Raw genomic sequence first — 13168 nt, forward strand, 5'->3', positions numbered from 1 at the left:
GAACTGTAACTGGGGTATGACCAGGAATTTCAACAATTACAGTGGTATTTGGATCTGGATTTGGAACCTTACCAGTTACTACTGTTGAAGTGTTGTTAATTGGATCTAGAGTTACTGTTGGGATAGTTACGTCTGATACTGGAGTAGTAACTGGTGTACCATTGCCTGCATCATCTTTTGGAGTAACTTTTACCTCAGTACCTGGTTTTAATGGTTCATTATTTGGTGTAGGAACAGAGAATGTACCATCAGGATTTACTGGAACTGTAACTGGGGTATGACCAGGAATTTCAACAATTACAGTGGTATTTGGATCTGGATTTGGAACCTTACCAGTTACTACTGTTGAAGTGTTGTTAATTGGATCTAGAGTTACTGTTGGGATAGTAGTATCTACAAAACCAGTGTCACCACCAGCATTATCAGCTGCGCCGCTTACGCCGCCTATCCTCTCAGCACCTCTTGCGCTATTTAGATCACCTATGGAGCGGAAATTTTCATTGATATTTGAGTAGTGACCGCCCTCATCAAACGACGCTGCACCAAGGCTAACGCCATCTCCGCCACCAGCTGCGGCTGCGTTACCACCAGCGGCAGTCTCCTCTAGTTTTGTTAGATCCTCGCCGTTTAACAACGATTTTTGCAAGTCGCTAACATCCGCTACAGTATTTGGTTTTTCTCCTGCGGCTACATTTTCGTCAAGCTTTAACGACTCATCACCCAAGATGGTGACATCTTTGCCATTGTCCATTGAAACTACGGCTTTAGAAGAAGCTGAAGAGGTCTTTACAACCTCCCCAAGATATAAAGCGTCGCCAACTTTTAAAACGCGGCTAACACCATTTTGATCTACAGCTACCACTAAGCCTGAGATTTGTTTGATTACTCCTACTTGAGTTTGCATGTCTATCCTTATCGTAAAATAAATTTTACGTAATTTTAAGACATTTTAATCCTCTTTGTATATTGTACTTGGGTACAGTTGTGACATTATTGTGCTGCGATAACTTCAATTTCTACAAGTGCATCTTTTGGCAAAGTCTTCACAGCCACCGTGCTTCTGGCTGGATATGGCTCTTTGAAAAATTTAGCGTATGTGACATTTACTTTAGCAAAATCTGCCATATCTGCTAAAAAGATCGTAGTCTTTACGACATTATCAAAACTAAGTCCAGCCTCAGCCAAAATGTTTTGTAAATTTGTAAGTGACTGCTCGGCTTGAGCCTCTACGCTACTGCCTGCAAACTCACCTGCTGGTGTGACGCCAAGCTGACCTGAGATAAATAAAAATCCATTCGCGCTAATCGCCTGAGAATATGGTCCGATCGCTTGTGGGGCGTTTTTTGTTGAAATTTGTTTTTTCATATCTTCTCCTTTTGAAATTTGGCAAAATCCTACTATAAATTTCTAAATTTTTAGGCACCAAAGGCTATAATGAGCAAAATTTCAAAAGGACAAAGATGCAAATAACCCTTGCACCAAACGAATTTTTAGATGACTACGTGCTTGGCGCTCAGCTTGCCAAAAACGCGGGCATCTCATCAAACGCTTACCTCTTTTGGAAAAATGCGATCAGTGCTAAATTTGAAAACTCACGCATCGTTTTTATTAGAAAAAAGAGCGTCCCAGAGAAATTTGCAGACGCTTTGCAAGCCTGCACGCAGCTAGATGGCCTCATCCCAACTGGCGTTTTTTGCTCATTTACCTCGCTTGCTCCCTCACACCTCGTGGCGAAAAATGGCTCGAAAATTTATGAACTTTTTGAATTTCATGAAATTTGCGGTATCAAATTTTTAAATTTAAAGAAATTTTATGATGATTTTAAGCTTAGCTACTCGTATAGAATTTATATAGAAAAGTGTAAATTTTTCTCGCCAGCGCCCTTTGAAAAGCGCATAAAACTGACTGAGACTATGTGTCTTGGCTACTACTAGCCACCTCGTAAACGATTAGCGCCTCAGTTTTATAGCCATCACACATATCTTTATATAGTAAAATTTCGTCGTTTTCTCTTTTGGCGTAAATTTTAATGTGAGCTGAGTTTGTGCTCTCATCGTAGTCTTCGTATATAAATTTAAACTCCTCGCTATCCAGTGTGACAAACTGCAGCGCCTGAAATGAAACAGCAAGCACTATCTCCTCGCTAATGCCACTTGTTCTAAATTTATCAGCCAGCTTCACTACAAACGACCCCACGTCGCTAAAATACTCCTCGCAGCTTTCATACTCGCTTTCAAAAACTACTATCTCATTTATCGACCACTCATTTTGCGTCTTGTTTTGCTCAAATTTCTGCCTTTTTCTTATGGCAGCTTTTAAAAATATCCCTTGCGGTTTTGAGATAAAGCCCTCGTTTAAAATTTGCTTTAGCTTTAAATTTACTAGCTCGCTTTTGGTGCTTGTAAAAAATTTAAGTAGTGGCTTTGCTTGATCGTTGTAAAAAGTTTTCATTTTAGAAGAAATTCCGCTAGCCCCAAAGCTAGCGGATCAAATTTAGATTTTTTTGTAAGGTGCTTGGCCGACTTCATAGAAGTTATTGCCCTCGCAGTCGATAGCGACTATCGCTGGGAAGTCCTCGACTGTGAGCCTTGCGACTGCCTCTGGTCCTAGCTCTGGATATGCCAAGACTTCGTATTTTTTGATACTTTGGCTAATGACCGCTCCGATACCGCCTATAGCGACCATATAAACACAGCATGATTTTTTCATCGCATCGACTACGGCGTCGTTTCGATATCCCTTGCCGATCATGCCATTTATGCCAACTTCGTTTATCATAGTTGGTGTGTATTTGTCCATTCTGCCGCTTGTTGTTGGACCTGCTGCACCGATAGCTTGGTTTGGTTTAGCTGGTGTTGGTCCGACGTAGTAGATAGTCTCGCCTTTTAGCTCAACTGGCAACTTCTCGCCACGTGCTAGAGCCTCTGTTAGTGCCTTGTGAGCGGCGTCACGAGCAGCGATGATAGTGCCTGAGATTAGGACATTGTCGCCTGCTTTTAGGCTCTTTACCACCTCTTTATCAAATGGTGCTGTTATTCTTTTTACTTCTGACATGTTATCTCCTTAAAGCTCGGCGTCTGCGTGGCGTGCAGCGTGGCAGTTGATATTTATGGCTACTGGTAGGCCTGCGATGTGAGTTGGATACCACTCGACATTTACTTTTATGGCAGTTGTATCGCCACCAAGCCCTTGAGGTCCGACGCCTGTTTTGCTAGCAAGCTCAAGAAGCTCATCTTCTAGTTTTGCATATCTTGCATCGGCATTTTTGCTATCTACTGGACGAACTGCGGCTTGCTTGGCTAGAAGTGCAGCTTTATCCATGGTGCCGCCTATGCCAACGCCTATTGTCATTGGAGGGCAAGCGTTTGGTCCAGCGTATTTTACAGCCTCTAAAAATACCTTTTTAACGCCCTCTATGCCATCAGCTGGCACAAGCATTTTTAGTATTGACTTGTTCTCACTACCAAAGCCCTTTGGAGCGACTTTTATCTTTAGCTTATCGCCTGGGACGATCCTAGTGTGGATGACTGCTGGAGTGTTATTTGTGGTGTTTTTTCTCTCAAAAAGTGGCTCAGCAACGACTGATTTTCTAAGATAGCCCTCAGTGTAGCCTTTTGCAACGCCCTCATTTATCGCATCTTCGATATATCCGCCTTCTATATGCACATCCTGACCGATCTCGACAAAGACAACCGTCATACCTGTATCTTGGCAAATAGGAGCAACGCCCTCTTCTGCTAGCTTGGCATTTTGCAAAATTTTGCCCAAGATATCCTTACCTAGAGATGAGCTCTCAGTGGTTTGTGCTTTTGTAAAAGCAGCCTTTAGATCTGGTGTAACGACGTAACAGGCTTGTTTGCAAAGCTTTGCAACAGTCTCTTTTATATCTTTTACGTTTACCGTTCTCATTTATCCTCCTCGTAAAAAACAATTTTTAATTATATAAATTATATGTAAAATTTAAGATTAAATTATAATATTAAATTTAATCGCCCAACCTCGGTGTTTAAATACTCTTAAGCAACTTTGGATAAACTACAACAAACTTAAATTTCAAAGGAAAAGTTATGAATTCGTTAGTCATCGCGATACTTGTTATCGCAGTCATTTTTGTCTTTTTCATCAGCCTTTACAACTCGCTTGTTGCAAAGCAAAACCAGGTAAAAAGCGTGGAGGCTGGCATCGACGCACAGCTAAAAAGAAGATATGACCTCATACCAAATTTAGTAGCTACTGCGAAAGAGTACATGGTGCATGAAAAGGGCCTACTAGAAAACATCACTGCCCTTAGAGAGAGTGCTAGAAGCGCCTCTACAAATGAGGAGAAATTTGAGCTAAATAACAAAATTTCAAGCTTGCTAAATGGTTTAAGAGTGAGCGTAGAAAACTACCCAGACCTAAAAGCAAATCAAAATTTACTTCACATCCAAAGCACACTAAACGAGGTCGAAGAGCAAATTTCAGCTGCCAGACGTGCTTACAACTCAGCCGTTGAAATTTACAACAACGCCATACAGATGTTTCCTTCAAACATCGTAGCTTCAATGTTTGGCTTTCACAAAGATGTATTTTTTGATATCCCTGAAAATGAAGCAGTTGCTCCAAACGTCGGTGATCTTTTTAAAAAATAAGGCATAAAAAATGCAAGCAGACGAACTAAAGGGCATCGATCTAAGCGACCTTGACGAGCTTGAAAAAGAGCGCCTTGCTATGGGGAAAAAAGCCTTTAAAATGATCGTTTATGGCTTCCTTGGCATCATAGTTGTAAGTGGTTTTTTGGCATCACTGCACCTTGGAAATTTATTTTTCTTTTTGCTAATCGGTGGAGTTTTTTATCTTGGCAAGACGATAAATGGGCTAAAAAACGAGCTTATAGCAAAATTTAAACAAAAAGTAGTTGGCGTCATCGTAAAAAACTATGGTCTAAATTTCAGCGCAAATGGCGGACTAAGTTTGAACGATTTTTTAAAAATTTATGACGCTGATGTAAATAGACACTACGCAGAAGATATGATCTACGGACAGATCGATAACACGCAGTTTAAGCTTTGCGATTTTTATGCGGCAAAAGAGGTAAAAGGTGAGAAACGCACCACAACAACGGTGAAATTTCAAGGCATTTTGCTAAAGGCTGAGTTTAAAAAAGAGCTAAGCGCCACGATCTACGTCTGCGATAAAAAGCGAACTTCTGATCTAAGAAGCGATGGCGAGCAAGCTGTGATGGATAATCCTAAATTTAATGAGCTTTTTAAGACCTACACGACCGATCAGATCGCTGCAAGATATGCTCTGACGCCAAAGCTGATGGAAAATTTAACCACTCTAAGAACTAAATTTAATGCCCCACTCTCGGCAGCGTTTTTAAAAAATGAAATTTTCATCGCGATCGATCTTAGAAAGGACAGCTTTGAGCCTGATCTTAAAAAGCCGATAAACAGCAACGAGAGCGTGCAAAACTACATCGCAGGAGTTAGCGACTTTGTAGAGATCGTGCGTGATCTGGAGCTAAATAAAAACATCTGGAAGAGCTAAATTTATAAAATGCCAGATAAGACAAAGCTCGAAGAAGGCGACATTTTTTACGTCTATAATGATTACTACAAGAGATATTTCTTTGGCAAGATCTTAGCTGATATCATGAACCGTTTTATAAAGCGAGCGAATGAGGGGCTTCTTTGGCCGCTTGATTTTTTTAGTGACTGCTACTTGGTTGCTGTTTATAAAGATATAGCAGATGCGCCGATGCTAAAAAGCCGTGAATTTATCATCCCAGGTAGCTTCATCTACAAAAGCAGTTTCAACCGCAAAAATAAAGACGGCATAAAGTGGGTCTATTATGATCACGAAGATATCAACTACAAAGAGCTAGAATTCCCAGAGTATATCGTAAGTAGCAATGATAAAATTTGCCTAGAGCGGGGAGAGCTTAGCATACCAACTGGCTTAACTCGCACGCAATATGAGAATGAATTTAACATTACTGGCAGCAAAACTGGTGGCATAAACTACTCAAATGCCCTGCTTTTACAAGGCTTGCCAGCGTATAAAAAGAATATAGACTATAGCGATCTTCGCCTTTTGCCAGAGCTTCGTAAAAAGATATATGAGATGATAGGAGAGGATCCAGACATGCCCTACTACGAGCTAGCATTAAAGCATGGCAAAGATCTGGCACGCTTTTATCAAGATAAATTTATACATAAAAATAAATAAGCAAATTTGGCTACAAAAGAGCTATTAAGAGGTGCTGCTAAAATTTAACAAAAGAAATTTGACTTTCTTGCTGCAGCCTAGATGAGCGTGATAGAGAAATTTATGACGAAATTTCGTGACATCATATCTCCCCGCCAAGGCTAATAAACTTTAGTAAATTTAAATATCACAAGCAATATTACTCGGCTACTTTTGCAAGCAGATAATAAATTTAAAACTAGCAAGCCATTTTAAAATTTATAACCAAATTTATAAAAAAGCGATGGTAACGTTTTAGAGAGCTATTTAAAAAGGTGACTTTAAATTTTGTGATTTTGTGAGGCTAAATTTAATGGCTTAGAGTTTTTAAAAAGTGCAATGCCACTTAAATTTGCCCTATTTTTTATTATGTGAGGTTAAATTTAATGGCTCAAAAAAGCCATTAAATTTATAAACTAAGCCTGAGCAGGCTCCTCTTCTTCTTTTATCTTTTTTCTAACTTTTACACGTGAGATGCTGGCTCCATCCATCTTTCTCACCTCGTAGTAGCAGTTTTCATCCTCGATCTTGTCCCCAACGACTGGCAAACGACCGATAAGGTTAAAGACATATCCGCCGATCGTGACTTGATCGGTCTCTTCATCAAAGCTTATGCCAAGAAGCTCCTCAACACTCTCTAGATCGTATCTGCCTTGGAATTCATAGATGTTTTCATTTATCTTTTTGTAGTGTTGATCGACCTCGTCGTGCTCGTCGTTAAAGTCGCCAAGCACCTCCTCCATGATATCCTCCATAGTAAGAAGTCCAGCCGTGCCGCCATACTCATCAACGACAAGTGCCGCTGAAATTTGCTCCTTGTTCATCATCACAAGTACCTTTGAGATAGAAAGGCTCTCAGGCACGATGACAAATTTACGCACGATCGCATCAAAGCTCTTCTCTTTATCCTCGCTAAAGTGTAGCTGCAAGATATCTCTAATGTGTATCATGCCCAAAATGATATCTTTTGAGCCGTCTATATAAGGATAGCGAGTATATTTTGACTCAAAAACGACTTGTAAATTTTCTTCAAAGCTCTTTTGTTTATTTATACAGATCATGTCGCGTCTTGGCGTCATAACCTCTTTTGCGACCGTGTCACTAAAATCAACTGCATTTTTGATAAGCTCAGTCTCAAAACTATCAAGCACGCCGCCCTTCAAGCTCTCGCCAACGATGATCTTGATCTCCTCTTCAGAGTGCGCTAGCTCATTCTCTTTTGCTGGCTGGATGCCTAAAATTTTAAGTCCAGATGTAGCTAGGATGTCAAAAAGCTTTATGATAGGCGAAAATAGTATCCAGAAAAAGTGAAGCGGACGAGCGATTTTAAGCACTGCTGATTCTGATTTGGCTATGGCGACTGACTTTGGCACAAGCTCACCCATAACGACGTGAAGTAGCGTGATAAGCGTAAATGCGATCGCAAAGCCGACTGTATGAACTAAGATATCGCTAAGGTTGAAAACATTTTTAAGTGGGGCTTCTATGAGCCTTGCGACTGCTGGCTCACCGATCCAACCAAGGGCGAGCGAGCTTAGCGTGATGCCAAGCTGAGTGGCACTAAGATAGGTATCAAGCTTGTTTGACATCTCAAAGGCAAGCTGGGCGTTTGGCTTTTTCTCTTTGATAAGCTCTTCAAGTCTAGACTTGCGAACCTTAACAAGGGAAAATTCCGACAAAACAAAAAATGCGTTTAGTAAAATGAATATAATGGCAAGTATTACCATTAAAAGCGAGTTATCGCTACTGGGGTACAATTATGATCCTTAAGAGTTAAAAATTTTGGCTGATTATAGCGAATTTATATTTAGCGGTCAAATTAGCCGCGCCCAAAAGTAACAACGTTTCTTAAATTTAAGATTTATAAAAAGTTCTTAAATCATATTTTGGTAACATTATTTTCATCACTAAATTTATGGATTTTACAATGAGCAAAAAGAATTTTTCATCACGCTGGGCTTTTATACTAGCCTCAGTTGGTTCAGCCGTTGGTATGGCAAATGTTTGGGGCTTTCCTTACAAGCTTGGCACAAATGGTGGTGGAGCATTTTTACTCATCTACATCTTTTTTGTGGCACTTTTTTCTTACGTTGGCTTAAGCGCTGAGTATGCGATCGGCAGACGCGCAAAGACTGGCACGCTAGGATCATATAAATTTGCTTGGCAAAGTAGAAATTTAGGCGTCATAGGCAGTATCATCGGCTGGCTTCCACTTGCTGGCTCGCTTTGCATAGCCATCGGCTACGCTGTCATCATCGCTTACGTGCTAAAAGCCCTTACACAGGCGCTTACTGGCTCGTTTATGAGCGTTGATACAAATGTCTGGTTTAACTCCTTTGCTCTTGCTGAGTACTCAGTCTTGCCCTATCACTTTATAGTGATCGTTGGCACGCTTCTTACGCTATTTTTTGGAGCAAAAAGCATAGAAAAGACTAATAAAATAATGATGCCGCTATTTTTCGTGCTATTTGCCATTTTGGCTATAAATGTCGCGATGCTTCCAAACGCATTTGAGGGGTATAAATTTCTATTTATCCCTGATTTTAGCAAGCTTGAAGATCCGATGGTGTGGGTCACAGCGATGGGTCAAGCCTTTTTTTCACTCTCTATCACGGGTTCTGGCATGATAGTTTATGGAGCGTATCTTTCAAAGGATGAAGACATCGTAGAAAGTGCTAAAACTACGGCATTTTTTGACACGCTTGCAGCCCTTGTAGCAGCACTTGTCATGATCCCAGCGGTCTTTGCCTACGCTATGGATCCAGCTGAGGGTCCAAAGCTACTTTTCGTAACGCTTCCTAAAATTTTACAAAATATGATCGGCGGTCAAATTTTTGCGATCATACTATTTACTGCAGTCATCTTTGGCGGTATCACATCGCTTCAAAATATGTTTGAGGTGGTCGCTGAGTCGCTCATGCATAAATTCCCGCGCCTTAGCAGGTTTTGGGTGCTTGCGCTACTTTGCGTGGTTTGCTTTGGCTTTGGAGCGTTTATGGAGCCTATTAGCAGTTGGGGACCTTGGATGGACTTTGTCTCTATCTACATCATCCCGATCGGCGCAGTCATCGGTGCAATATCTTGGTTTTGGATCATCAAAAAAGAAGAAATTTTAGACGAAGTAAATTCCGGAGCAAATAAAACTTACGGCTCATTTTGGTACTTTGTGGGTAAATTTATCTATGTGCCAATAGCCTTTTTGCTCTGCATCATCGCCATTAGCAAGGGAATTTCTTTTTAACTTAGCCCATCAAAAGACGAGCTAAGTCTAAATTTGAAGTTATTTTAGCTTTTTAGAGCCGATGTAAGTAGCAAAGACCTCTTGTGAGCCATCTTTTTTAAAGAGTATGACGTCGTATTGCTCGGCTTTGCCGCCTTGCTCCATGCCCTGACTCTCCATAGGCATGCCAGGCACTGCGATACCAACGGCATCTTTTGGTTTAAGCTCCAGCAGGCGTTTGACCTCATCTGCTGGCACGTGACCCTCGATGACGTAGCCATCAACGATAGCTGTGTGGCAGCTTGAAAGCTCTAGTGGCACATGAAATTCTTTTTTAACCTTGACCAAGTCATCTACTTTGATGGTCTCTTCGCTAAAGCCAGCCTTTTGCATAGCACTCGCCCAGTTGCCACAACAACCGCAAGTTGGGCTTTTATAGACCTTCATATCGGCCCCAAGCGCTAAGGACGCACAAAGGCTAAGAGCTAAAAATGCAAATTTCTTCATCATTTTCCTTTACGTTAAAATTTGCAAAATGATATAGTTTGGTTTTAAATTTTATATAAATGCTTAAACCTTGCCTGCTATAATTGCCAAAATTTACAAAAGGCACTTTATGTTTTCATCATTTTTCAAAGATAAAAAATGGGCACTTTGGGCTTACGGCGGAGCGATATTTATCATCTTGCTGCTTGTCTATCAAACGCATCTAAACGTCCGCATCAACGAGTGGTATAAAAATTTCTACGACATCATGCAAAACTCAAAAGATCACAATGTAGATGAGTTTTGGCAAGGGATATTAAATTTCTTAAAGATCGCCATGCCATACGTCGTGACCTACACGGTGATATCGTTCTTTGCGAGCCACTGGGTCTTTCGCTGGAGGGAGGCGATGACCTTTAAGTATCTCAAATTTTGGCGAAACTGCCAAAACGACATCGAGGGCAGCTCGCAGCGTATCCAAGAGGATGTTTATCGCTTTGCTAAGATCATGGAGAGCCTTGGCGTGCAGGTTTTAAAGGCGTTTATGACGCTCATCGCCTTTATACCAGTACTTTGGGAGCTAAGCAAGAGTGTGAGCCTGCCTTTCATCAAGGATATCGAGGGCTCGCTAGTTTATATCGCGCTACTAATTAGCGTCGGAGGCCTCATCGTATCGTGGTTTGTGGGTATAAAGCTGCCACACCTTGAGTATAACAACCAAAAAGCGGAGGCAGCCTTTAGAAAAGAGCTAGTTTATGGCGAGGATAATAAGCTCAAATTTTGCCAGCCAAACGTCATGCTAGAGCTTTTTACAGGGGTGAAGCTAAACTACTATAAGCTATTTTTGCACTACGGCTACTTTAATCTTTGGCTCATCTCATTTTCGCAAATTTTAGTCATCGTGCCTTACATCATCATGGGCAATGGCCTATTTAGCGGCGTCATCACGCTTGGAGTTTTGATCCAAGCTAGCAATGCCTTCTCGCAGGTCAGAGAGAGCTTTAGCGTCTTTATCGATAACTGGACAACGATAACTGAGCTAAGGTCGGTCAATAAACGTTTGAGAGAATTTGAGAGAAATATAGACTACAAGGCGTAGGGGTTAAATTTGGGATATAGTGTCTAAATTTTGAATTTATGCGGTCATAAATCAAGCAGCACACAATATGCGCTTTATTGTCAGGCAAATTTTAAAACTTATGAGCGAGCATATCACGCTTCTAAATTTAGTGGCGAATGGCTATGAGCCCTAAATTTAGTAAGTTGCTAAGGCGAGTGAGTAAGATTTTAAAATTTGCTTTGTAGTATAAATTTACCAAAAAGGGAGACAAGGGGACTCAAGTTACGAAGCCGTCCCCTTATCCCCCTTTTTAAATCCCCCAAACCCATCGCACGTTAGAGGTGCATGCCTTAGTGCTGGCGCACTGCATGCGGTTTGCTTCTAAGAAATTTCTAACAAATTTTAAAATTTCATGAACGAGTAATTTCGGCTCTAAAATTTGAGCTAAGCGATAAGCGAAGCCAAATTTTAGTAGTCAATTCTTGCGAGTGAGTGAAAGTTTTAAAATTTGCAAAAGTGGTAAATTTCTATTTTTGAAATCGCAAAATTTAAATTTCGCACTTCGTTTAACAATGCATATCCAACTCAGGCTATAATACGCCAAATTTTAATCCAAAAAGGATGAAAATGAAAAAAATTTTACTTACGTTATTAACAGCTAGCTTGCTTATCACAGGCTGCACGAGCGTCACAAAATCAGGCGCTGTCGGCATAGACCGAAAACAATTTATGCTAGTATCGGCTGAAGCGATGGAGCAAAGCTCGGCTCAAGCTTATGTCAAGACGCTCACAGCTGCTAGAAGCAAGGGCGAGCTAAATGTCGATCCGATCCTCACAAAAAGGGTTCAAGATATCGCAAAAAGGCTGATCGCGCAAACTGGCGTTTTTAGAGATGATGCCTTAAAATGGAAGTGGCAAGTAAATGTCATAAACGAAGATACGCTAAATGCTTGGTGCATGCCAGGCGGCAGGATCGTCGTTTATAGCGGTATTATTAAAAAGCTAAATTTGACAGATGCACAGCTAGCGGCGGTCATGGGTCACGAGATCGCCCACGCGCTTAGAGAGCACAGCAGGGAGCAAGCGAGCACCGACCAACTCAAAAACATCGGCATCTTCGCAGTCGCGACCGCCACAGGACTTGGCGATCTTGGCGCAAGCGCTCTAAACTTAGCCAGCCAATACACCATCTCACTGCCATTTTCTCGCTCACACGAAACCGAGGCCGATCACATCGGCACTGAGCTAATGGCAAGAGCTGGGTATGATCCAAAAGAGGCGGTCGAAGTTTGGGTTAAGATGAGCAAGATGAGCGGTGGCAAAATACCTGAAATTTTAAGCACTCACCCATCAAACGAGAGCAGGATCAAGGATCTAAAAGAGGTCGCAGCAAAGCTTGAGCCAGTATATCAAGCAACCAAAAAAGGTTAGGCTTGATCGAGCGAGCAAATTTAAGCGACCTTGAAGCGATCACGCAAATTTATAATGACTACATCTTAGAAAGAAGTGCGACTGCTGATATGCGGCCAGTTAGCACAAAGGAGCGAGAGCCTTGGTTTAACGCCCACGGCGGCTCGCGCCCTATCTTTATCTACAAAGAAAATGATGAAATTTTAGGCTACTGCTCGCTAAGTGACTTTAACCCCAAGATCGCTTACGATATAAGCGTAGAGATAAGCATCTATGTCGCTAAAAAAGCCCTTAAAAAGGGCATCGGCAAGCAGCTTTTAGCCCACAGCCTAAATGAAGCTAGAGGGCTAAATTTAAAAAACATCATCGCGCTAATCTTTAGCAAAAACGAAGCAAGCCTTGGGCTATTTTTGAAATTTGGCTTTGAAAAATGGGGCGAACTGCCTGGCGTTTGCCTGATGGATGGCGAATATAAAGATGTCGTTATCTTGGGGCTAAAGCTCTAAAAGCCAAGCATTAAGCAAATGAAGATATAATCACCTTCTTCTTGGGTAGATGTCCGAGCGGTTTAAGGAGCACGCCTGGAACGCGTGTGTGGGGCAACTCACCGAGAGTTCGAATCTCTCTCTACCCGCCATTTTAAGCTTATCTGCTAAATTTTACCTAGCAACATTAAGGATAGATATGAAAATTTTACTTTTAGGTGCCAGTGGGAGCCTTGGTAGCTACGTTATAGACGAGCTTTTAAGTGTTGAGGGTGT

At 41.4% G+C, this 13168-nt stretch carries 15 protein-coding genes and 1 tRNA gene; 9 read left to right on the forward strand and 7 right to left on the reverse strand.

Translation table 11 applies throughout. From position 1 onward, the window contains the following. The coding region (locus G6W43_RS04675) for a retention module-containing protein (protein WP_194169278.1) at nt 1–904 on the reverse strand (904 nt) is incomplete at its 3' end. An 86-nt stretch (nt 905–990) separates the two neighbouring features. Further along, nucleotides 991–1365 (reverse strand): RidA family protein, encoded by a 375-nt coding sequence (locus G6W43_RS04680; protein ID WP_021090165.1) that lies wholly within the window; start codon nt 1363–1365, stop codon nt 991–993. A 95-nt stretch (nt 1366–1460) separates the two neighbouring features. Between G6W43_RS04680 and G6W43_RS04685 the strand changes: the two genes are divergently transcribed. Further along, nucleotides 1461–1934, forward strand: coding sequence for a cysteine permease (locus G6W43_RS04685; RefSeq protein WP_194169279.1), 474 nt, complete (start codon nt 1461–1463; stop codon nt 1932–1934). Here G6W43_RS04685 and G6W43_RS04690 read toward each other — a convergent pair. From G6W43_RS04690 to G6W43_RS04700, 3 genes are read right to left on the reverse strand one after another with little or no spacing between them, the layout of a single operon-like run. Continuing rightward, nucleotides 1912–2451, reverse strand: a complete 540-nt coding sequence (locus G6W43_RS04690; RefSeq protein WP_194169280.1) for a hypothetical protein — start codon at nt 2449–2451, stop codon at nt 1912–1914. The two genes, G6W43_RS04685 and G6W43_RS04690, sit on opposite strands and share 23 nt — an antisense overlap. A gap of 42 nt (nt 2452–2493) precedes the next feature. Next, nucleotides 2494–3054 carry a Fe-S-containing hydro-lyase gene (locus G6W43_RS04695; protein WP_002942950.1) on the reverse strand — a complete coding sequence of 187 codons (561 nt, stop codon included), beginning with the start codon at nt 3052–3054 and terminating at the stop codon, nt 2494–2496. Between the two features lie 9 nt (nt 3055–3063). Next, nucleotides 3064–3909, reverse strand: a complete 846-nt coding sequence (locus tag G6W43_RS04700) for a fumarate hydratase (RefSeq protein ID WP_009295312.1) — start codon at nt 3907–3909, stop codon at nt 3064–3066. Between the two features lie 158 nt (nt 3910–4067). On the opposite strand from G6W43_RS04700, the gene G6W43_RS04705 reads away from it, so the two are divergent. From G6W43_RS04705 to G6W43_RS04715, 3 genes are read left to right on the forward strand one after another with little or no spacing between them, the layout of a single operon-like run. Then, on the forward strand, nt 4068–4631 hold the full coding sequence (locus G6W43_RS04705) for a LemA family protein (protein WP_194169281.1): 564 nt from the start codon (nt 4068–4070) through the stop codon (nt 4629–4631). Between the two features lie 10 nt (nt 4632–4641). After that, the gene (locus tag G6W43_RS04710; protein ID WP_194169282.1) at nt 4642–5532 is read left to right on the forward strand and encodes a DUF3137 domain-containing protein; all 891 of its coding nucleotides are present in this window, start codon (nt 4642–4644) and stop codon (nt 5530–5532) included. 9 nt (nt 5533–5541) lie between these two features. After that, complete coding sequence (locus G6W43_RS04715) at nt 5542–6213, forward strand: sugar transporter (RefSeq protein WP_194169283.1); 672 nt, start codon at nt 5542–5544, stop codon at nt 6211–6213. Between the two features lie 434 nt (nt 6214–6647). Here the strand turns inward: G6W43_RS04715 and G6W43_RS04720 are convergent, their stop codons facing one another. Continuing rightward, nucleotides 6648–7988: a hemolysin family protein gene (locus G6W43_RS04720; protein ID WP_021086551.1), complete on the reverse strand. Its 1341-nt coding sequence runs from the start codon at nt 7986–7988 to the stop codon at nt 6648–6650. Nucleotides 7989–8158: 170 nt separating this feature from the next. Here G6W43_RS04720 and G6W43_RS04725 point away from each other — a divergent pair, with 170 nt between their 5' ends. Next, nucleotides 8159–9472 carry a sodium-dependent transporter gene (locus tag G6W43_RS04725; protein ID WP_087583659.1) on the forward strand — a complete coding sequence of 438 codons (1314 nt, stop codon included), beginning with the start codon at nt 8159–8161 and terminating at the stop codon, nt 9470–9472. Nucleotides 9473–9511: 39 nt separating this feature from the next. Here G6W43_RS04725 and G6W43_RS04730 read toward each other — a convergent pair whose 3' ends face one another. After that, nucleotides 9512–9958: a DUF411 domain-containing protein gene (locus G6W43_RS04730; RefSeq protein ID WP_103611511.1), complete on the reverse strand. Its 447-nt coding sequence runs from the start codon at nt 9956–9958 to the stop codon at nt 9512–9514. Nucleotides 9959–10067: 109 nt separating this feature from the next. On the opposite strand from G6W43_RS04730, the gene G6W43_RS04735 reads away from it, so the two are divergent. The 4 genes from G6W43_RS04735 to G6W43_RS04750 all read left to right on the forward strand — a co-directional run bounded on the left by G6W43_RS04735 (nt 10068) and on the right by G6W43_RS04750 (nt 13044). Then, a complete protein-coding gene (locus G6W43_RS04735) occupies nt 10068–11036 on the forward strand; it encodes a putative transporter (protein ID WP_107832134.1) in 969 nt (322 codons plus the stop codon). Nucleotides 11037–11624: 588 nt separating this feature from the next. Beyond that, nucleotides 11625–12428: a M48 family metallopeptidase gene (locus G6W43_RS04740; protein ID WP_103613225.1), complete on the forward strand. Its 804-nt coding sequence runs from the start codon at nt 11625–11627 to the stop codon at nt 12426–12428. 2 nt (nt 12429–12430) lie between these two features. Then, nucleotides 12431–12913: a GNAT family N-acetyltransferase gene (locus G6W43_RS04745; protein ID WP_021087238.1), complete on the forward strand. Its 483-nt coding sequence runs from the start codon at nt 12431–12433 to the stop codon at nt 12911–12913. 43 nt (nt 12914–12956) lie between these two features. Next, a tRNA-Ser gene (locus G6W43_RS04750) sits at nt 12957–13044 on the forward strand. Nucleotides 13045–13168: the final 124 nt, after the last annotated feature.

Source organism: Campylobacter concisus (assembly GCF_015229965.1).
Lineage (GTDB): Bacteria > Campylobacterota > Campylobacteria > Campylobacterales > Campylobacteraceae > Campylobacter_A > Campylobacter_A concisus_BD.